General features: G+C 50.3%; 19 protein-coding genes and 1 tRNA gene. 14 read left to right on the top strand and 6 right to left on the bottom strand.

Annotated features, from left to right (window positions below):
* Window positions 1–90: 90 nt before the first annotated feature.
* Complete coding sequence (locus tag H6F76_RS21370) at window positions 91–1,317, bottom strand: site-specific integrase (protein WP_190511340.1); 1,227 nt, start codon at window positions 1,315–1,317, stop codon at window positions 91–93.
* A 221-nt stretch (window positions 1,318–1,538) separates the two neighbouring features.
* On the opposite strand from H6F76_RS21370, the gene hemH reads away from it, so the two are divergent.
* Complete coding sequence (gene hemH, locus H6F76_RS21365; RefSeq protein WP_190511338.1) at window positions 1,539–2,702, top strand: ferrochelatase; 1,164 nt, start codon at window positions 1,539–1,541, stop codon at window positions 2,700–2,702.
* A 69-nt stretch (window positions 2,703–2,771) separates the two neighbouring features.
* Here hemH and H6F76_RS21360 read toward each other — a convergent pair whose 3' ends face one another.
* Both H6F76_RS21360 and H6F76_RS21355 read right to left on the bottom strand, forming a co-directional pair.
* Window positions 2,772–3,218 (bottom strand): phosphohydrolase, encoded by a 447-nt coding sequence (locus H6F76_RS21360; RefSeq protein ID WP_190511336.1) that lies wholly within the window; start codon window positions 3,216–3,218, stop codon window positions 2,772–2,774.
* Window positions 3,219–3,265: 47 nt separating this feature from the next.
* Complete coding sequence (locus H6F76_RS21355) at window positions 3,266–4,321, bottom strand: squalene/phytoene synthase family protein (RefSeq protein WP_190511334.1); 1,056 nt, start codon at window positions 4,319–4,321, stop codon at window positions 3,266–3,268.
* A 60-nt stretch (window positions 4,322–4,381) separates the two neighbouring features.
* Here H6F76_RS21355 and H6F76_RS21350 point away from each other — a divergent pair, with 60 nt between their 5' ends.
* From H6F76_RS21350 to H6F76_RS21315, 8 genes are all read left to right on the top strand, one after another.
* Window positions 4,382–4,693 (top strand): hypothetical protein, encoded by a 312-nt coding sequence (locus H6F76_RS21350; RefSeq protein WP_190449067.1) that lies wholly within the window; start codon window positions 4,382–4,384, stop codon window positions 4,691–4,693.
* 154 nt (window positions 4,694–4,847) lie between these two features.
* Entirely contained in the window at window positions 4,848–5,777 is a 930-nt protein-coding gene (gene accD, locus H6F76_RS21345; protein ID WP_190511332.1) for an acetyl-CoA carboxylase, carboxyltransferase subunit beta, read from the top strand.
* A 357-nt stretch (window positions 5,778–6,134) separates the two neighbouring features.
* Window positions 6,135–6,626, top strand: a complete 492-nt coding sequence (gene psbV, locus H6F76_RS21340) for a photosystem II cytochrome c-550 (protein WP_190448952.1) — start codon at window positions 6,135–6,137, stop codon at window positions 6,624–6,626.
* 140 nt (window positions 6,627–6,766) lie between these two features.
* On the top strand, window positions 6,767–7,264 hold the full coding sequence (gene psbV2, locus H6F76_RS21335; RefSeq protein ID WP_190511330.1) for a photosystem II cytochrome PsbV2: 498 nt from the start codon (window positions 6,767–6,769) through the stop codon (window positions 7,262–7,264).
* Window positions 7,265–7,433: 169 nt separating this feature from the next.
* Window positions 7,434–7,853 carry a plastocyanin gene (gene petE, locus H6F76_RS21330; protein WP_190448954.1) on the top strand — a complete coding sequence of 140 codons (420 nt, stop codon included), beginning with the start codon at window positions 7,434–7,436 and terminating at the stop codon, window positions 7,851–7,853.
* A gap of 176 nt (window positions 7,854–8,029) precedes the next feature.
* Complete coding sequence (gene petJ / locus H6F76_RS21325; protein ID WP_199322277.1) at window positions 8,030–8,365, top strand: cytochrome c6 PetJ; 336 nt, start codon at window positions 8,030–8,032, stop codon at window positions 8,363–8,365.
* A gap of 563 nt (window positions 8,366–8,928) precedes the next feature.
* Window positions 8,929–9,642 carry a rhomboid family intramembrane serine protease gene (locus H6F76_RS21320; protein ID WP_190448955.1) on the top strand — a complete coding sequence of 238 codons (714 nt, stop codon included), beginning with the start codon at window positions 8,929–8,931 and terminating at the stop codon, window positions 9,640–9,642.
* A gap of 55 nt (window positions 9,643–9,697) precedes the next feature.
* Complete coding sequence (locus H6F76_RS21315; RefSeq protein ID WP_190448956.1) at window positions 9,698–9,958, top strand: hypothetical protein; 261 nt, start codon at window positions 9,698–9,700, stop codon at window positions 9,956–9,958.
* A 21-nt stretch (window positions 9,959–9,979) separates the two neighbouring features.
* On the opposite strand, the gene uvrA is transcribed toward H6F76_RS21315, so the two are convergent.
* Complete coding sequence (gene uvrA / locus H6F76_RS21310) at window positions 9,980–13,036, bottom strand: excinuclease ABC subunit UvrA (RefSeq protein ID WP_190511328.1); 3,057 nt, start codon at window positions 13,034–13,036, stop codon at window positions 9,980–9,982.
* Window positions 13,037–13,328: 292 nt separating this feature from the next.
* Here uvrA and H6F76_RS21305 point away from each other — a divergent pair, with 292 nt between their 5' ends.
* Entirely contained in the window at window positions 13,329–14,357 is a 1,029-nt protein-coding gene (locus tag H6F76_RS21305; protein WP_190511325.1) for a class I fructose-bisphosphate aldolase, read from the top strand.
* Window positions 14,358–14,627: 270 nt separating this feature from the next.
* Here H6F76_RS21305 and H6F76_RS21300 read toward each other — a convergent pair whose 3' ends face one another.
* A complete protein-coding gene (locus H6F76_RS21300) occupies window positions 14,628–15,260 on the bottom strand; it encodes a hypothetical protein (RefSeq protein WP_190511324.1) in 633 nt (210 codons plus the stop codon).
* Between the two features lie 287 nt (window positions 15,261–15,547).
* On the opposite strand from H6F76_RS21300, the gene H6F76_RS21295 reads away from it, so the two are divergent.
* Together H6F76_RS21295 and H6F76_RS21290 are read left to right on the top strand one after the other, a co-directional pair.
* Window positions 15,548–16,204, top strand: coding sequence for a bifunctional 4-hydroxy-2-oxoglutarate aldolase/2-dehydro-3-deoxy-phosphogluconate aldolase (locus tag H6F76_RS21295; protein WP_190511322.1), 657 nt, complete (start codon window positions 15,548–15,550; stop codon window positions 16,202–16,204).
* A 221-nt stretch (window positions 16,205–16,425) separates the two neighbouring features.
* Window positions 16,426–16,836 (top strand): L,D-transpeptidase, encoded by a 411-nt coding sequence (locus H6F76_RS21290; protein WP_242033503.1) that lies wholly within the window; start codon window positions 16,426–16,428, stop codon window positions 16,834–16,836.
* A gap of 109 nt (window positions 16,837–16,945) precedes the next feature.
* On the opposite strand, the gene H6F76_RS21285 is transcribed toward H6F76_RS21290, so the two are convergent.
* Window positions 16,946–17,018 (bottom strand) — tRNA-Arg (locus H6F76_RS21285).
* 605 nt (window positions 17,019–17,623) lie between these two features.
* On the opposite strand from H6F76_RS21285, the gene H6F76_RS21280 reads away from it, so the two are divergent.
* Together H6F76_RS21280 and H6F76_RS21275 are read left to right on the top strand one after the other, a co-directional pair.
* Window positions 17,624–18,295 carry an Npun_F0813 family protein gene (locus H6F76_RS21280; protein ID WP_190511320.1) on the top strand — a complete coding sequence of 224 codons (672 nt, stop codon included), beginning with the start codon at window positions 17,624–17,626 and terminating at the stop codon, window positions 18,293–18,295.
* 230 nt (window positions 18,296–18,525) lie between these two features.
* Window positions 18,526–19,653, top strand: a complete 1,128-nt coding sequence (locus tag H6F76_RS21275) for a hypothetical protein (protein ID WP_199322275.1) — start codon at window positions 18,526–18,528, stop codon at window positions 19,651–19,653.
* The last annotated feature ends 32 nt before the right edge of the window (window positions 19,654–19,685 follow it).

Genomic DNA, 19,685 nt, shown 5'->3' with positions numbered 1-19,685 from the left:
GAGGTGAGGGTTAAGGAGCAAGGAAGCTAGGGAAGCATGGGGAGCGGAGGAAGCGGAAGAGAAGCTTTGAATTTTGAACAGGTTCTGATTTTAGCCTTTTACCGTTTGCCACTCCCTACGCCCCGCTCCCCACTCCCTACTCCCTACTCCCGGCGCAGCAAACTGGCTCCGATTCAACGCTGTCTCCACAGCCTGCTGCTGATCGCGATGCGTAAGCCATTGATGGTAGGTGCGAGTATGCACTGCAACGGAGTGCCCCATCATGCGAGCGGCAACGGTATCTGGCAAGCCAAAGTGGATAGTGCGAACTGCCCAAGCGTGGCGCAGATTGTATGGCGAGAAGGGCAACTCATAGCGCCGGAATTGCGACGTGACGCGCTGCCCAATGCGCTGGAGTGTGGTCTGGGTGAGATCGGTTTGAATGGTTGGGAGTTGAAGCGATCGCAGGTTAAAGTGTTCGACCCAATCGGGGTAGAAAGGCCACACATCATGAGTGCCAGTTTTAGTAGTGTTGAGGACGCGGATAACAGCCTCTGGTTTGCCTTGAAGTAACGCTGAGTAGTCGCAGAAGAAAACTTCATGGTTTCGCAAGCCGTAGGTTGCCATAACGGCATAGACAAACTGCCAGCCCACATTGGGAATTTGCTCCCAGGTTGCAGCGATTAGTTCATCTGACGGTAAGGTACGGGCTTGTGTTTGGCTTGCACCATAGCTGCCCCAGAAAACTTTTAGATCAGTAGGAAGTTCGATGTGCAGAAACGTTGCAAGGGCGCTCAAGGCAGTGCAGCAAACCTGACGACTGCGAGAATTATCTTCTGTAGCACGCACTGTTGCGTAGATTGCTTCTACTAAGCTCAACTGAGGATTTGCCTGCGCGATCGACTCTAGCTTGCGGTAGTACGGAGCATACGCCTTCTCCCAAGTCGTTTTGGCAGAAGCAGGCTGTTGAACTCGTGATGCCTCCGCGAGAAAGTCCTGTGCGAAGGCTTGTATTTGCTGTGACAGACCCATCTGATCCAGTCGCCCCCAACCCATGCCGCTGTCGTAGTTGCGCCAGTCAAACGTATTTTGAATGAGTTGTGCAGCGAGCACCTTCACCGCTTGTTCTGCTTGCTTTAACCCAGCAGGCGTGGCTGGCAAGCCCAAGCTCAACCGCTGCTGCGATGGTTTAAGTCGTAAGCTACCAGGGCGGGGGGGCAGCAGACCTCGTAAACTCAGTTTTTGTCCTCGTCGCTCAATCTGAAAGCCCATCTGTGCTGCTTTCAGGCGTTGATTAAGCTGAAGCAGGCGGTCATCGATCGCAGCAACATCGGTCATAATCGGCGTTTTAGTAGCAAGTCGTGAACGTGGCGTAGATGCTCTCTATTTTAAAGGGACGATCGTCGCTTCCCAGACCGTTCCACCTCACTCTTACTGTCAACAGTTTGCTTGCAACTCCGACAGAAAAGACTCGATCTGTAAATTCTGTACTCTACCTTGTCCCGCACAAAGGTTAAAATCAGTTACAAACCTGAGAGCAAGGGAAAGCCGTAGCCGTTATGGGTCGATTTGGGGTATTGCTGCTAAACCTGGGCGGACCAGACCACTTGGAAGATGTCCGTCCCTTTCTGTTCAACTTGTTTTCCGATCCGGAGATCATTCGGTTGCCGTTTCCCTGGCTGCAACGTCCGCTTGCCTGGTTAATTTCGACAACGCGGGCAAAAAAATCTCAGGAAAACTATCAGCAAATTGGCGGCGGCTCACCGTTGCGACGGATCACAGATGAACAAGCGGAAGCACTCCAGATACAGCTTCGGCAAAAGGGGCATGATGCCAATGTCTATGTCGGTATGCGCTATTGGCATCCTTACACTGAGGAAGCGATCGCCCGTATTAAGCGTGATGGGGTTGATCGCCTGGTGATTCTACCGCTCTATCCTCATTTCTCCATTAGTACGAGTGGCTCCAGCTTTCGGTTGCTAGAGCAAATTTGGAATGAAGATCCCAGCCTCTCGCAAATCGACTACACCGCGATTCCCTCCTGGTACGATCGCCCCGGTTACCTTCAAGCAATGGCAGACCTAATTGCCAAAGAGTTAGATCAATTCCCTGAACCCGACAAAGTTCACGTTTTCTTCAGCGCTCATGGAGTGCCTGTTAGCTACGTCGAAGAAGCTGGCGACCCTTATCAACGTGAAATCGAAGCGTGCGTTGCGCTCATTATGAAGACCTTGAACCGACCCAACCCCCATGTGCTGGCGTATCAAAGCCGTGTGGGTCCTGTGGAATGGCTTCAGCCTTACACCGATGATGCGCTGACCGCACTTGCCGAGCAAGGCGTCAAAGATCTCGCAGTTGTGCCGATTAGTTTCGTTTCAGAACATATTGAAACGCTGCAAGAAATTGATATGGAGTATCGGGAACTGGCAGAAGAAGCAGGCATTGCAAACTTCCATCGCGTTCCTGCTCTCAATACACATCCTGGGTTTATCAATGACCTGGCAGATCTGGTGATAGAAGCGTTCAACGCCCCACATTTGAAGCTGGCTCAAGTCATGCATCCAGAGAAGCAAGTGAAGATGTATCCGCCAGAGCGCTGGGAATGGGGTATGACCATTTCGGCAGAAGTTTGGAACGGTCGCCTTGCCATGGTGGGTATTCTTGCCGTGCTGCTAGAGATCTTTATGGGTCGTGGTCCATTACACGCGATCGGTTTGCTTTAGAAGGTGGAAGTTAGAAAGCAGGAGGCGGAAGGTAGGAGGCAGAAGAAAGGCGCTATTGTCTCTTAACGATTAAGTCTCTAGCGCTTGCAGCAGGCGTTGATAGACAGCGTGATACCGCTGCAACCGTTCCGTATCTTTTGCAGTCAGCACCGTCATACGGGTAAGCGTCATATTGTCTTCCAGGTCGTAGCGCTTGACCCGCATAGCAAGGGGATTCGTCAGCACGCGATCGATAAATTCGTCGTAGCTTTCGTCCGATCGCCGTGTGAGACAGTCCAAGGCAGCGATCGCCTCCGACGGAAAGCCCTCAGCCGCAAGCTGTTCTAGCGTCCAGTCCGAATCTTCTACCACATCATGCAGCACGGCTACAATTTGCTCTAATGGCGTTTGTCCGCGTAGCAATAGCCGCAGTGGATGCAAAATGTACGGTGCGTTCGCTTTGTCCAACTGGTTTTGGTGCGCGGTTGCCGCGATCGCCACTGCACGTCCTAGCAGTTGATTTAACGATAGACCCATAGCCTTTAATTCCTTGAGCGCTGCCTTAGTGTAGCTAGCACAGGCAATTAGCTGGATTGCTGCCCTGAGAAGACGGGACGGCTTAGTACCATACTTGCAACTTTGATCACGTTGCGACCGATCGTCTCTAGTGAGGATAGCACCGTTAAGACGCTTCGATGCGGACAGCGCTTGACTGGACTATGAGCATACTGCTGTTGCTGCTGACGAAGCTGAACAATGAGCACTGGCAAATCTTGCTGCACCTCAGACCAGTACCGTTGTGGAAACTGAGTGTAGTCAAAATTACAGTCGCGGAAAATGCGCTCAATCCGGTGGTAGCGATGCACCGACCAATCCCGCAAGATTGCCCATGACGAGTGCAAATCCTCTGCTATCAGGAGGGGATACGCTTTCTGCTGTAGCCTTTTGAGATAGTGATCAAGCAAAAACTGCATCATCTTTGCATAACCTGGGTTCTGGCAAGCAGTCTGCTGGATGATCTCTTCTCGTGTGACACCAAACTGGGCTAGCGTGGCTTCGGGAATGTAACAAATGCCGCGTTGTGCATCCTCCTGCATATCGCGCAGGTTGTTAAAGAACTGGTCTAAGGCACCGAAGTAGCAGGCAGGTTGCCAATAGTTCTGTGATAGAAAGGGGAGGACTTGAAAAAAAGCTCCACCTAAATCTTTGAGCATGACCTCATACTGATCAAGAGTATCAATGACGAGGTTATGACCGTGGTAGCGCTCGATCGCTTTTAGGTAGCGGTTCCATGACCAAATCGAGAAGCGATCGAACGGGTTAGAAGTGCCAAACCAGCGTGTATAGATACAGTTCAATACGTCTGTATAGGCACATCCAGATTTAACCTGCCCCCAAAGTAAAAGCCATTTCCAACCAGCGTAAAATTTGCGAAATTCAGCACTATCAGAATCTACCAGTTCATTTTCAGCCAGTCGATCAATCAGCCGAATCCAGCTAATCCGCTCGATCCACTCATCACGGATGCAAGGCTCTAACTCCATTACCCACGCTGCATTGTCTTCGTCTTTTAGCGAATCATCGGCGATCGCGTCATGTTGAGAGGAACCTACCAATCCTGAAATTGTGATGCCGTCCATATCACCGTGCCGCTCTTGGTGTCATTTTTAGCATTCCCAGCTTTCAGTAGAATTAACGTTGTGTCATTGAAGACATTAAAAAGACTCCGTACCGAAGTAACCCGCTTCTTTGAAGCGCTTACCAGAACTTCACAAGATGCTGATACAAACGAGACATGGGTGACGGTAAGCACCACAAACCTGCGCTGGGAAGCGGAACTAATGCAGCAGGTACTGATGGCGCATGACATTCCCACCCGCCTTGTAGCGCTCGGTCTCGGTCTTTATATGGGGCAGGGAAGTCCGGCTGCTCTGCAAGTGCTTATAGAGGACGAACAAACAGCACTTAACTTACTGAGACCCGTTGAGGAGAAAACAGAAACAAGCGAGTAACCTGCTATGATCAATCGGCAACTAAAGGTTGCTCCGTCAAGTCTTAAAATAAAAGCTTTGTAAAATCAGGCTATCTGTTCGCGTTCCGATCGCAGATTTAGAATGCTGACTTAGGTATGGACAGGTAGTCAAAAAGTAAGGAACTACCGCACCTATGTCATTATTTGATTGGTTCGCTAATCGGCAAAAAGCTGGTCCTATCAGCAAAGATCGTCAGGAACGAGAGATTGCCGATGGGCTTTGGGCAAAGTGTGAGGCGTGCGATGTGCTGACCTACACCAAAGACCTACGTGCTAATCAAATGGTTTGCTTAGAGTGTAATCACCACATTCGGGTTTACAGCGACGAGCGTATTCGTCAACTGATTGATCCCAACACCTGGATTGCCATTGACGAAGGGCTGTATGCCACCGATCCCCTTAAGTTTCGCGATCGCAAGCCTTACAGCGATCGGCTCCGTGAAACCCAGGATAAGCTCAAACTTTTAGATGCTGTTCAAACTGGCGTTGGTCAGCTTGATACATTGCCAGTTGCGCTAGGCGTGATGGATTTTCGCTTTATGGGCGGCAGCATGGGTTCTGTAGTCGGTGAGAAATTGACTCGTTTGATCGAGCGTGCCACCCGGGAACGGCTTGCAGTCATTATTGTTTGCGCCTCAGGCGGAGCCAGAATGCAGGAAGGGATGCTTAGCCTAATGCAAATGGCAAAAATCTCTGGCGCTTTAGAACGTCATCGTGCTGCTCGCTTGCTTTACCTCCCCGTCCTTACACACCCTACGACAGGCGGCGTTACCGCTAGCTTTGCCATGTTGGGTGACATTATTCTGGCAGAACCAAAGGCAACGATCGGCTTTGCCGGACGCAGAGTGGTTGAACAAACCTTACGCGAAAAGCTACCCGATGATTTCCAAACCGCAGAATATCTGCTGAAACATGGCTTTGTGGACGCGATCGTGCCTCGGACTCAGCTCAAGAAAACGCTGGCTCAACTTATCCGCTTACATCAGCCCTCCGCCTCGCCAACGCACTTACCCACCCATTTGCCAGAGGCACGCCCGTTTAGTATCACAGCACCAGAGGCATAAGAGCGTTGTGTTGTCACAGTTGTTCTATGGAGCGATCGCGGCTATGGGCGATCACTGTCAGGCCCTAGGTAACAGCGGCACGTGTGAAGAACTTTGACCGCTCTGTAGCGTGTACACTTCGCCTGTACAATCAGAAAGGAATTCATTTTAGACCCCAGACCCGTCTGGCTTTGGTGAATGTGAAGGCTATGATTCTCATTCTTTAAGGCTTGTGCTTTTGGTACGGCTGAAATTATGACCTGGGCTACTGCTGCTAAGTGTGCTTTGAAGAGTGTGCTTTGAGGCATCCAGGTGCAGTTGATGGAGTCTGGTAATCCTCTTAATAACCCCAATATCTGAGCCACAGTAAGGAGAACCATGCTTAAAAGGTACATCTGGCTTGTTGTAGCCACTGTATTCTTCGCCTTTCAGATGTTTGTCGGCAACGTCTCGGCGGCTGAACTGGATGCAGCAATTCGTACAATTCCCCTTGATGACAAAGGTGGAACGCTTGAGCTGAGTCTCAAGCAGGTGAAAGAAGGAAAGCGCCTGTTTCAGTATGCCTGTGCCCAGTGCCATGCCGGTGGCGTGACCAAGACAGATCCTAATGTTGGTCTTGAGCCAGAATCATTGGCACTAGCAACACCACCCCGTAACACGGTGGCTTCTTTGGTGGATTACATGAAAGACCCCACCACCTACGACGGTGCACAGTCGATCGCCGAAGTGCATCCTAGCCTTAAGAGTAAAGACAACTTCCCCGAAATGCGTAACCTGACAGAAGACGACCTGGTTGCGATCGCGGGTCACATTTTGCTTCAGCCTAAAGTGGTTGGCGACAAGTGGGGCGGCGGCAAGATTTACTATTAAGCGATTAGGCATCACTGCCTTACATTCTTCTACAGTAAGACTTTAGACATCAGACTTAATAGACCGATCGAGTGTCTAGAGTTTAAATGTCTAAAGTCTTTTTTGTTCAAGCGAGAGTTCATTCAAGCGGAATTTTACAGATGCAACGCTCTCTTTGGGTTCGTCTACTGGTTCTGGTTATCGCTATCGGTTCACTCTTCACCCGTGTGTTACCCGCTTATGCTGCCGGTGATGCCTATGTAACACGCTACCTGCGCGTCACCGAGCCTATCCCACTGGCACTGGATGAACAAGGCAACACTCGCTTGTTTGCGGCAGAAGAACTGTCAGCTGGCAAGCAACTCTTTGAGCGCAATTGTCTTAACTGTCATGTGGGTGGAGCAACCTTACCGGATCCCACTGTGTCGTTAGCGCTAGCAACGTTACAGGGCGCAACACCACGACGCGATAACGTTAGCAGCCTGGTTGCTTACTTCCGACAACCAATGACTTACGACGGCACTGAAGAAACATTTTTATGCCGCCAAGTGCCTGAAAGCTGGTTGTCGCAAGCGCAGGTAGAAAGCCTGGCAGGTTTTGTGCTGAGAGCAGCGCAAACAGCACCCGGATGGGGCGGCGCAATTTTCCAGGATGAGTAAGCTACACCCTCTAACGTCCTTGGTTTAAGGATGTGCAATGACTCAGAGGATTGTAAAGGCATAAAGTCTCATCGCTTGCTCTCCATCACTGTTTAGATTCTTCGACGCGCTGTCGTAGATATGGTTTAAGATCCATAGATGTAAGTGCGCTTAAATCACTAAGAGAGCTATGAAATCAATCCGTTTTGTTACGAAAAGCCTCTGCCTCACCGTGCTGGCTGCCCTGCTTGTTGTTGGTAGCTTTTTTACGTCAGTGGCTCCCGCAGCAGCTGAGACTTATACAGTTAAAATGGGCGCTGATAACGGTCTGCTAGTCTTCCAACCCGCTAACCTAACCGTCAAACCTGGTGATACTGTGAACTGGGTTGTTAACAAAGTGCCTCCCCACAACGTCATCTTCGACGACAAAGCAATTCCTGGCAAAGACAAGGATTTGGCAAAATCTCTTTCCCATCCTCAGCTTGAAATGGCTCCTGGCAAAGGTTATGAGTTGACCATCCCTAAAGATCTTGCGGCTGGTGAATACTCTTACTTCTGCGCTCCTCACCGAGGTGCTGGCATGATTGGCAAACTAACGGTTGAAGGCTAATTTCGCGAAGCAACGGGAACTATCTACCCAGAACGCGGTAGGTAGTTCCAGCTTTTTTGTCGTGCGATCGCACAGCAAGCAAGATGACGCCTAAAGCCGCCTTGTCTACGTGAACCCGTTACTCAATGCCCAGCTAAACGAGTGGGATATTAAAATCCAGATAGAGGAGAAACGGCTTGAAGAGACTGTCGATGATCGCGCTACTGGCGACGATCGTTTTTATCTTTAGCATGGCAGGCTCTCCGGCACAGGCAGCAAACCTTGTGAACGGTGAAAAACTTTTTAACGCTAATTGCGCTGCCTGCCACATGGGCGGTAATAATGTCATTCTTGCTAACAAGACTTTAAAAAAAGAGGCTCTGGAGAAGTACGAGATGGCATCTCTAGACGCAATTAAGCATCAGGTTGCAAAAGGCAAAAATGCTATGCCTGCCTTTGGTGGACGTTTAAGCGCAGAGCAGATTGAAGATGTAGCTACCTATGTCTTGGAGCAATCGCAACAGGGATGGTAGGCATCTACTAATGCGCGTTATGTATTATCACTGGGCAATGATCGAACTTGTGCTCTGTTAAAGCAGCAAAATTGTTCGATCAACGAATGCTACATAGGCTTTAAGCTCTCTTGAAATTATCAAGGGAGCTTTTTTGTACTTACATATCCTTCGTACTGACACGACTGCTTCAGTTCTAAGTCTCTCTCACTAGAAAAGGGTAGTAACTAAGCTTCTTTCCGCTTCTGTAGGCGATGGTAAAGGCGCTGTGTTTTGGTAAGGCAGTCAATGTTTTATAACTTAGCAATCTATCCTGAGAGGATGTTTGAGAAGCTCTAAAATGTCATGCTGTTCACTGAAGCATTTTCACAAACGTATTTTTTACAACGTATTGATGTAGTGCACGTTTAATAGAGTTGCAAAATGCTACCAAACGCTTCATTGAGCGCTGGAACGATAGCTATGTTGTTTTACTTTACTTTATTCAGACCGATCAAAAACACTTTTAAGACCAGCTCTTAAAGCGCTTGATCATTGACCGAAGTACGCAATCTCCTGTCCTACCTCATTACAAGGAAAAATCAGTGGTTCCTCTGCGTGACAATAATCCAACGAGTATTACTCCGTTTGTAACCTATACGTTAATTGCCGCCAACATTTTGGTGTTTTTGTACGAACTCAGTCTGTCACCCCCACAGCTTGAGCAGTTTTTTCGTGTGTGGGCAGTGGTTCCTAGAGAGCTAACCGCCAGTTTTTCAGGTCAACTGTCAGCCCAACCGTTCCCAGAGTGGCTCACCTTATTTACATCCCAATTTCTGCATGGCGGCTTTTTGCACGTTGCTGGCAATATGTTGTTTCTCTGGATTTTTGGCAATAATGTTGAAGATCGGTTGGGGCACGTCAAGTATTTAATCTTTTATTTAGCGTGTGGGGCACTCGCAGCACTGACTCAGTGGTTTGTCTCGTCTGGCTCATCTGTACCATCGCTAGGTGCTAGTGGCGCGATCGCGGGTGTCATGGGAGCCTACATTCTGCGCTTTCCCAAAGCAGAAGTTTTAACCCTGATTCCCCTTGGCTTCTTCTTCTGGACGTTTCGTGTCCCAGCTTTTGCGTTTCTAGGCTTCTGGTTTCTACAGCAAGCTCTCTATGGCTTGGCTAGCTTGGAAGCGCCGATGAACATCGGCATGGAGAGCGGCGGTGTGGCTTACTGGGCGCACGCAGGAGGCTTTGTCTTTGGTGCCATTCTCGGTCCGTTGTTAGGCTTACTCTCTAAACCAGCCAACTCATACAGCTCCTAAGATGCGTCTGTGGTCTGTGAGTTACAATAAGCGCGCCACATAATGAGGATGGACAATGCCCCGGATTAATCCGTTTACGCTCCAGATGGAGGTTACTCGAATGTTTGAGCAGGGGCAAGCGTTTTTTGCCACTCTCAAAGTGCAGGACTGGCTGAAGGAGCGTAACGAAGACCCTACCGCTTACGACATTTTGTTTCACCAAAAACCTGCTCCACCGGGATCAGGACAGGTCACGGTTGTCGAAATTGAACTCCGCCGCAAGGATGGACAGCCAGTTGACACTTGGCTCCAGGAAGAAGCGAATCGTCATGCCTGATGTCGGTCTTGGCAAACGGCTTTAAGCCATTACAGGTACAGGGGGGTATTGCTGTAGCACCTGCTTCAGGTAGTGCCCTGTATAGGAGTGCGGGTGTTCGGCAACGTTTTCGGGAGTGCCGACAGCAATGATTTCGCCGCCCCGATCGCCGCCTTCGGGTCCTAGGTCAATAATCCAGTCAGAGCAACGGATTACGTCTAGATTGTGTTCGATAACAAGGACGGTATTGCCTTTATCTACCAGTCGTTGCAGCACATCTAGCAACTTGTGGACATCGTAAAACGACAGTCCGGTCGTTGGCTCATCAATGAGATACAGCGTTTTGCCTGTGGCACGACGCGATAGTTCGGTTGCTAGTTTAACCCGCTGCGCTTCGCCACCAGAAAGGGTCGGTGCAGTTTGTCCAAGCCGGACGTAACCCAGACCCACATCTGCCAGGGTTTGCAACCGTGCTGCTGCCTGAGGAATGTTTTTGCAAAACTCCAGCGCTTCATCGACGGTCATACCCAGAACATCAGCGATCGACTTCCCTTTAAACTTCACCTGAAGCGTCTCACGGTTGTAGCGGGCACCTTTGCACACCTCACACTGCACGTACACGTCAGGCAAGAAGTTCATTTCGATGACATTCACACCCTGACCGCCACAGGCTTCGCAGCGTCCGCCTTTGACATTAAAGGAAAACTGACCCGGCTTATAACCTCTGGCTTTTGCCTCGATCGTCTCAGCAAAGACATCACGGATGATATCGAATGTACCCGTATAGGTAGCAGCATTGGATCGTGGGGTGCGACCGATCGGCGACTGGTCAATCACGATCGCCTTGTCAAGTGCGCTTAAACCACCGATTGGCTCCATTTCCTTTGGTTGTGGAATTTTGCTACCAAAGTGATTTTGCAAGGCGGGATAGAGCAATTCATTAATCAGCGTCGATTTGCCCGAGCCAGAGACACCTGTAACCGAAACGAGAGCACCAAGCGGAATATCAACGTCAACGTGCTTGAGATTATTGCGATAGGCATGGCGGATTTTGAGGGCACGACCATTGCCCGATCGACGCTGGGCAGGGGTAGCAATCACCTCTCGTCCTGACAAATAAGCCCCCGTCAGCGAATCCGGCGTATTCAGCATCGTTTCCAGACTGCCCTGTGAAACAATCCGTCCACCGTGGACACCAGCACCGGGACCAATATCGACAATGTGGTCGGCTGCCCGAATCGTTTCCTCGTCGTGCTCTACAACGATCAGCGTATTGCCCAGATTGCGGAGACGGGTCAGCGTCTTTAGCAGGCGGGCGTTATCTCGCTGGTGCAGCCCAATGCTGGGTTCATCCAGCACATAGAGCACACCAGTTAAGCCCGAGCCAATCTGGGTTGCCAGCCGAATACGCTGCGCCTCACCGCCCGAAAGCGTCATCGCTGTGCGATTCAGAGAGAGATATTCTAGCCCTACGTCCAGCAAAAACTGCAAGCGGGCTTTGATCTCACGCAAGACCAGATCAGCAATTTGTGCCTGCCGTGCGCTCAACTCAATGCTGTTTACCTGATTCAGGCAATCACGAATGGAGACGCTCGTTAAGTCAGCAATTTGAAATTGTCCCAACCGCACCGACAGCGCTTCTGGTTTGAGCCGCTTGCCCTGACAATCTGCACAAGGTTGATCAACCAGATATTGCTCCAACTTTTGCTTGTAAGCATCTGAGTTAGCTTCCTGGTATTGCTTCTCTAGCAATGGCAAAGCGCCTTCATACCGACGCTGGTAACCTTTATTCTGGCGGTAGCGAGAATCCACCTCAATCCAAATCGCCTCCTTCGAGCCATGCAGCAACACCTGATGCTGTTCGTCGGTGAGCTGACTCCAGGGCGTTTGAATATCGAAGCCAAATGCCGCCGCCACACTACAGAGCAGCGAGAGATAGTAGGTGTTGTCTTTGTCTGACCAGGGCGCGATCGCCGCATATACAGGCAAATCCGGGTTCGGCACAACCAACTCTGCCGAAAACTTGCGATGGCTACCCAAGCCATGGCAAGCAGGGCAGGCTCCATAGGGCGAGTTGAAGGAAAACAAGCGAGGCGACAGCTCTTCCATCACGGCGCCATGTTCAGGGCAGGCGAAGTTCTCAGAAAAGACGAGGGGCGTAGGAGGCGGAGCCTGGGGCGTAGGAGCAGATGTGCCATAGTCGCCACCTTTCTCAGCCGCACGAAGGGCTTTGCCAGTGGGGAGTTCGACCACATTGCTACCGGAATCCTGGCTTTTAGTAGCTGACTCCTCCTGCAATATGTCAATTACCGCAATGCCGCCAGAATGCTTCAGACAGGTGCCAAGGGAGTCTGTCAGGCGTTCTTCAATGCCCGCTTTTTTGATTAGGCGATCGACCACAATCTCGATCGTGTGCGACTGGTTCTTATCTAGATCGATCGAGTCACTCAGCTCTCGCACTTCGCCGTTGATGCGAACCCGCGCAAAGCCTTCGGCTGCCAGACTGGATATCTGCTTTTTGTGGGTGCCTTTCTTGCCACGTACAACAGGAGCAAGAACTTGAAAGCGGGTGCGATCAGGCAGTTCCATCACCCGATCGACCATCTGGTCAATGCTTTGGGGCGAAATGGCGCGATCGCAGTGAGGGCAATGGGGCGTGCCTGCCCGTCCATACAGCAGCCGCAGATAGTCATAAATTTCGGTGACAGTACCGACGGTTGAGCGTGGGTTGTGCGACGTAGATTTCTGGTCGATCGAGATGGCGGGGCTTAAGCCCTCGATCGCATCAACATCGGGCTTGTCCACCTGTCCCAAAAACTGGCGGGCATACGCACTCAACGACTCGACATAGCGCCGCTGCCCTTCGGCAAAAATGGTGTCAAAAGCCAGAGATGACTTGCCAGAGCCAGATACACCTGTGAACACGATCAGGCGATCGCGCGGCAACTCCAGATCAACATCCTTCAGGTTATGCTGTCGTGCCCCTCGAATGCGAATCGTATTTTGAGCAACAGCATGACTGGCAGGATGACCATCATGTGACTCCGCTACAGGCTGTTTAGAACCGTTAGTCTTGGAACCGTTGGCGCGATCGGGCATAGAGACAGGAAAAAATAATCTTTCCCATTCTATCGCTCTACGCTCCGAGACAGGGATGAAAGCCTTCTCGCTATTCGCCTAATTTCTTTCAAACCACATGGGTAAATCTTTCTAACTGGTAAACCTTGACGCTGTATTAGCTTTCAGGCTTGAGCTTTGAGCCATAAACTCTACATTGACTGTTGACTGCTCAAGAGTAATGCAGCAAACGGAAGGATTTTGCAAGATTAGCTAGGCTTAAGAAGCATTGGCTAGCTCTGCTGATGCATTGCCCCCGACAGAGGTTCAAACCATGTATACCCAAGAATTAATCGCCACAGCAAAGGCAATGGTCGCTCCGGGTAAAGGCATCCTGGCGGCTGATGAAAGCTACGGTACAGCCAACAAGCGTTTTGAAAAGATCGGCATTCCCACAACAGAAGAAAAGCGACGGGCGTACCGCGAAGCACTCTTTACCACTCCTGGCATCGGTGAGTTCTTAAGCGGCGTGATTCTATTCGACGAAACGATTCGCCAAGCAACAAAGGATGGTAAGCCGTTCACCAAGTTGCTGCTAGAAGCTGGCATCATCCCCGGTATCAAGCTCGATGCAGGCGCAAAACCGCTGGCTAAGTCTCCTGACGAGACGATAACCGAAGGTCTGGACGGCTTGCGCGATCGCATTGCTGAATACTACAAAATGGGTGCTCGTTTTGCGAAATGGCGTGCCGTCATTACAATTGGCGATGGCATTCCGTCTCACCGCTGTATCGACACAAACGCGAATGCTCTTGCCCGGTATGCCGCGCTCTGTCAGGAAGGCGGATTGGTGCCGATCGTTGAGCCTGAAGTACTAATGGATGGCGACCATACGCTAGAGCGCAGTTATGCCGTGCATCACGATGTACTCAAAGCCGTTTTTGATGCACTTTACGTTCAGGGTGTCGAACCTGATCAAATGATTCTTAAGCCGAGTATGGTTATCTCTGGTCAAGATTGCCCTCAACAGGCGAGTGTGGAAGACGTGGCTCGCTTAACCATCAAGTGCTTGCGAGAGCGAGTGCCTGCTGCCGTTCCTGGTTGTGCATTTCTCTCTGGCGGGCAGAGCGATGAAGTAGCAACCGCTCATCTCAATGCCATGAATGCTACTTTCAAAGACCAACTGCCGTGGAAGCTCACCTTTTCTTACGGTCGTGCGCTTCATCAAGCAGCGCTAGAAGCCTGGAAAGGCGAGGATGCTAATATTTCTGCGGCTCAAAAAGAGTTGTATCGTCGTGCAAAATGCAATAGCGCGGCATCGCTAGGGCAGTATGCATCTGAAATGGAGAGAGTAGCTGCCTAGTTTGTGGGTGCTATTAACCTGGCGATATTTTATCTTGCATAAGCTGTAGAGCTGTAGGGTGCTATTAGGCATCGCCGTAACGCACCGCTAACCCATGTCTCTGTGCGTTACGCTGTCGCTAACAGCACCCTACGCAATCATGGCGCAATTTCAAAATACGTAGGAACAAAAGCTGCCGGGTTAATATGAGTTTTGAGTTGTAAGTTCTAAGAAGGCTCTACGCTTGCAACCCAAAGCTCATCTTTCAGCATCCCCCACTGTTAAGCGGCTCTAACCAGGATGCGCTGCGCTGTCACGACGAGCAGGGTAAGCAGTAACGTACTGCTTGGAGTTGGCTGCATTGTTGGGGTTTCGCTCACCTAGCTCATCAACTACCTGTGCAACCATTTTGGGTGTTGCAGGATGCTCAAGGAGTAGCGGTTCTTTAACCTTCCCATGTGTTGGTAGCGCGATCGGTGCCAGCAAAGTCATAGGTGCTTGCTCGATCGTTGGTGATGCTGGCAATTGGCTAACAGGTGCGATCACAGACGCAAAGGTGCTGGCATGATATCTACGGCTAGAACGCTCCGTCAGCGATCGCTGTTCTGGCAAATAGCTCATATCTGCCTGGGTTATCTGCATCACTAAAGTACGATCAACCAGGCTGATCCGCTGCACCAACGAGCTACCCAAAAGCACAAAGCGCCAGTGACAATGCATATCAGGCTGTACGATTACCAAATGAAGTTGCTGTTTATACAGTACCAGGTTGCGTACTTCCCCAACCGTTTCGCTCTGTGAGTCAACGACGGTGAAGGTATCTAGCCTCTCTTTAAGCGCATCAATTTTGGTCAGCAGCGATCGCTCCAAAGGGCGGCGGTTGGTTGCCAGTTGCAAAACGTTTTCTGGTAAGGCGTAGTTCATGGGCTGGTGCGAACCTCTTGAGCAACGGCTGAAAGGGTCGGAAAACGGCTAATAGGGTTACAAAACTAGGAAGGCTTCACCCTGGAGTAACTTGCGTGAAAAGACCAGTTGCACCGCAGCTTGTTGGTACACTACTGGCTTACAGACTCCTAAACAGCATTGTTTAGTGCGTCGACAGCTTAAGTATAATCGCTGACCGCTCTATAGTTTTGGTGTGGTAAGTTGCGGCTCTTTAATCGACAACTACACCTATTTTGTGCACTACCTTATTTGTGCAATACCTTACCATGCCTCAAGACTGGCTTGTCCTGCTAAAAACGTTTCGAGCGATCGCAGTGATCCGTGCGGCACAGTATGAAAGCGGCTACCAAATGGCAAAGGCAGTCGCAGCAGGAGGGATGCGGCTGATCGAAATCACCTGGAATAGCGATCGCGCCTCGACACTCATTGATCAACTGCGTCAGGACTTACCTCACTGCACGATCGGAACAGGTACATTGCTGAACGAAACGCAGCTTCGAGATGCGATCGCAGCCGGTGCCCAGTTCCTCTTCACGCCTCATGTCGCTCCCAGGTTGATCCAGCTTGCCGTGGCACAAAACATACCCATTATCCCTGGTGCCCTTTCCCCAACCGAAATTGTCAGCGCGTGGCAGGCAGGAGCAAGCAGCGTTAAGGTCTTTCCTGTGCAGGCATTGGGTGGCGCAGCCTACATTCAAAGCTTGCAAGCACCATTGGGCAACATTCCCTTAATTCCCACAGGTGGTGTCACATTGGCAAATGCCCAATCGTTTTTAGCAGCTGGTGCTGTTGCCGTTGGGCTTTCGGGTCAGTTATTCCCCAGACAGGCAGTGGCGGACGGCAACTGGGATGCGATCGCCCAACAAGCAAAGGTGCTAGTGCATTGTCTTACTAGCCCTAAGGCAACAGATCGTGAACCTTAAACGCTAAAGAGGCTGCTGACCATGAAGCCGCTTTAAACACTCGCCAATTATTAGTCATTAAACAGGAAAAACTGTAGATAGGAATGTATAAAACAATCTACAGAGAGCGAACGATCATGTTGCCACCACGCGGTTTCAAGCAAAGCCTGAGTTTGTTGGTGTTTATCGGTACTGCCATCTTGCCTGTGTCAGTACAGGCTATGCCGCCCGTGAGTGCCCCCATGCTGATTGCACAAACCAACACGATCGCCACCTCAGTGCGTCGGCTCGAACAATCAAAGCAGCGGTGGATTGAGGTAAATCTTTCCAGTCAGCGCCTCATCGCTCGGGAAGGCAAAACACCTGTCTACGCCATTCTGATCTCTACAGGCAAAGCTTCAACACCAACCAAGACTGGAGTATTTGCCATTCAGACGCGCAATCGTTCTGCCCGTATGAGAGGCGCTGATTACGATATTGCTGATGTGCCTTACACCATGTATTACGACGGCAACTATGCCATTCATGGAGCTTATTGGCACCACCGCTTTGGCACGCCCGTCAGCCACGGTTGCGTCAATTTAGCAGTTGATCACGCTGGCTGGCTGTTCAACTGGGCGAAAATTGGCACACCTGTAGTCGTGCGACGCTAGGTCTTGCCAGCACAGCGTTGCTAGCATCCCCTAATGTCCCCTACTTTTACGGTCGTTTCTGGCCGTTTTCGACTTTACCAGAAAAGGGCTAGAAGCCTTGAAACGTAAGCGGACCCTACAGGATTTGAACCTGTGACCGACCGCTTAGAAGGCGGTTGCTCTATCCACTGAGCTAAGGGTCCTTATATGACGTATCGCTATATTGACCAGCATAAACCAAGAACCCCCTACGTCTGCTCTGATTTTTGAGCGATCGTCTGGATCAAGACGATTGACTTAAGACAAAGCACTGAGACGATGGGAAAAGCTGAAGGCACAGGCAGTCTAACACCAAGACTCAAACAGCCGTTAGGGTACAAAGCTCAACTACTCAGTTGGGACTTTGGTAATAAACCATGCTCAACTTTTGGTTTCTGCGCTACTCTGACTCTATCTGCGCGATCGCCTTGATGGAGCTAGCTAATGACATCAACGCTTTTCTATCTAGTTAATTTATCAAAAAGCCCTTTAGTCGGAGCTACCCCATTACGCGTTCTGGCGTTTTAACTCTTTTGTTATGACACATTAAGTTGCGTTAGCAACCTTAAAAGACTTTAATCTTTGCAGCAATGTCAATTACCAATTCAAAAATGGGAATTGATTAAGGTACAGTTTTCCTAGCCCAACGTCACAACTCATTGTTAACTGTTATCGCATTTATCAAACTACCTCCTTTTCCCACTGGCGAGATCGTTTCAGATGATCCCGCCTAAACGCCCAGCCCCGACAGGAGTTAATTGGCAGCGTCATGTTTATTCTGAAGAGGCAGGATGTTGAGATTACCAGTATCCAGCACCCCAAGCGGGATCAGCAAATCCCGATCCTTACCTATCAGGGGCAGACCTTTCGCCTGATTAGTGTCTTCAACGCTAGCCAGGAGGAAGATGCCAAAACATTTTGGCGCGATCTTACCGACAACCAGGGTAAAGCTTGTGTGCTGTTGGAAGAGCCTGAGCGTTATAGCGTTTGGGGCAAGATTCGCATAGAGCAACTGGCAGCCGATACCGAAGCTGGTGGAGGAGATACAGCGGCAACACCGATCTACATCAGGGCGTGCCTGTTGATGCTGCAAGCGCTTTACATTGATATTGAAGATTTGCTTGGTAATCGTCAGGCAGGGCTATTTCAGAAGGATATTGCCGAGGTGTTTAAGCAGTGGCGTTTTCCCCAGGCAGACTCACCAGACGCGCTCAAGTATCTGCTGACGGTTGATCCTCTAGATGCGGCTCATATTCCACCCTGGCAAGAGCACCACCTCAATACACTGTTACAAGAGCTGCACCGAATAGGAAAAGCATATTTCGGAAATACTACGTTTGCAGAACGAGCGATCGACACATTGCAAGATCTTTCACCCAACGATCGCACAGTCTTTCAGGCTTGGCTCAATCAGTCACCTTTAGGTAAAATGTGGCGCTAGTAGTCTGTCAAGCATTTTCTGAAGAGTTGAACCCACTTAAAAAACAACTGCTCTATTGTTTTTGTTCTACAAAGCAACGTCGTCTGGCTATGAGCTTGAAGAAATGTTCCCGCTTTGCGTCATCACTGCTACTTTCGATTACGATGCGAGTCTTGCAGCAGGCACCCTTGTTGAGTCATCTGTCCAACAGCCCATGTTCGTCACCCTTTTGAAGTTTGGTAGGCAGTTCCTTGGACAAATCATCTAGCTCTCCCAAAGCGTTCCCCTCGGTACAGACGCTCGTCCTGGCTCAAATTGTCTGGGCAGTGCTGGCGCTTCTCTTCTTTCTACTCTTTAGCGTGTCGTTACCAGGAGAAGACCGACCACAGTGGTATGCGATCGGCACCACTGTTTTTGAAGAAGTGGCTTATTTAACAGCAGCATGGCTCTGCTTCAGAAACTGGCGTAGCCCACAGATTGTTAGTGGTCGTAATGTCTGGCTCTGCATTGGGCTGGGGGTATCGTTCTATTTCCTGGGTGGACTGCTGTTCTTCTATTGGGAAACAGTACTTGGACAGGATGCTGCCGTTTCACCCGGCGATTTTTTCTACATCCTGACCTATATTTTTCTGATTCTGGGCATCATTTTAGCGGTTTCTTCTAGACGTTTGAGTCTGGAGATGTGGCAGTGGGGAGTCGTCGCGATTATTGCCGCCATTAGCATTGTGATTGCATGGTTTGTTTCTTCACCCCCTGCAGGTGGCAACGTGACCCAATCCTTGCTGATACAGCCTGTTGCGGCACAGACTGCTCCTGCAACCAGACCAACGACGAAGCCTGTAGTCAAAGCCAGTCCGAAAGTTGCGCCTGCCGCCAAACCAAAGCCTGCTGCTGTGGCATCTCCTGTAACACCACCTGCCGTTGCACCTGTGCCTGCGGCTGCGGATAAGAATGCGCTCACTGTTGAAGCCGCAACCCCAACGGCTCCAGCCGCCCTTGCTGCGCCGAAAGTAGAGCCACCAGAATGGGTTAAATCCCTAGAGAATGTGTTGGACCCGCTGAAGTCCTACGTCAATGGTTTTTACATTGTTTGCGATGTGTTGCTATTGATTCTTGCAACGACACTGCTGCTAGCCTTCTGGGGCGGACGGTTTGCTCAATCCTGGCGTATGATTGCCGCCGCTGCCTTTTCGCTTTATATTGCGGACATTTGGTTCAAGTACACAACAACGTACGTACCAAATTATCAAAGTGGCGGCTTTTTAGAGGTGTTTTGGGTGTTTAGCGGTGTGCTGTTTGGCATTGGCGCTGCACTGGAGCATGATCTGTCGAGCCGTGCCCGTAGCCGATCAAGTGGGCGCAGACGTGCCTCGTTATAGGACAACGATAGACGATCTGCCCTTTCAACATG

It is taken from the genome of Leptolyngbya sp. FACHB-321 (genome assembly GCF_014695975.1).
In the GTDB taxonomy this organism is placed as follows: domain Bacteria; phylum Cyanobacteriota; class Cyanobacteriia; order Leptolyngbyales; family Leptolyngbyaceae; genus Stenomitos.
The sequence above is the reverse complement of the archived record's forward strand: the minus strand, read 5'-3'. Positions and strand labels throughout refer to the sequence as shown.